The sequence below is a fragment of the Curtobacterium sp. MCLR17_043 genome (assembly GCF_003224215.1).
Lineage (GTDB): Bacteria > Actinomycetota > Actinomycetes > Actinomycetales > Microbacteriaceae > Curtobacterium > Curtobacterium flaccumfaciens.
Genome location: NZ_QKLH01000030.1, coordinates 1 through 718 on the forward strand (window position 1 = coordinate 1; position 718 = coordinate 718).

Sequence of the window (718 nt, forward strand, 5' to 3'; positions counted from 1 at the left end):
GGTGTTGCGGCAGGTGTTACTTGATCTGTGCGGTGATGGTGGCGGTGCCGACGAGGAGGCCGCGCTTGACGGCGTCGGTGCCGAAGGTCTTGTTCAGCAGGCCGGCGGCGTCTTCGGAGATGTGGACGGTGGTGCCGGTGAGGATGGCGTTGTCGCCCTCGAGCTGGAGGGGCTTGAGGGAGCCGCCGTGCAGCTCGAACAGGAACGCGTTGGCCGCGGCGACCTTGCCGTTGACGAGGACGTCGCCGTAGAGCTTGGACGAGCCCGGGTTCACGACGAAGTTCTCCAGCGTGACGGTGGTGTCGCCGGCCTTCAGGGTCAGACCCGAGTCGTCGTGGTTCAGCAGGCCCTGCACGTACGGGCGGTAGTTGCCATCCGGCGACCAGTAGGTGACCGACCCGGCGGTGATCGGGAACGACACCGACCCGTCAGCCAGGGTCGCATCGCCCGAGACGCCGGGGGTGAGCTTCAGGGCGGTGAGGGCGTCGGTGAAGCCGGAGTCGAGCTTCACGGCGGTGGAGCCACCGAGGACCTCGGGGACCGAGGCGACAGGCGCGGGGATCTTCGACTCGGACGACGAGGACACCGTGTGCACGTTCGGGGTCGCGGCCTGGGCGGAGGAGATCCCGAACGCGGCACCGCCGAGGACGAGGGCGCCGGTCGTGGCGAGGGTGATGGAGGTCTTGAGGCTCTTACGCATCGTGATCAGTCCTTTGCT

The 718-nt window shown here is 68.0% G+C and carries 1 protein-coding gene; it reads right to left on the reverse strand.

Annotated features, from left to right (window positions below; genetic code table 11):
* Positions 1-16: 16 nt before the first annotated feature.
* A partial coding sequence (locus DEJ03_RS17625) for a hypothetical protein (RefSeq protein ID WP_258370666.1) occupies positions 17-718 on the reverse strand: 702 nt, incomplete at its 5' end.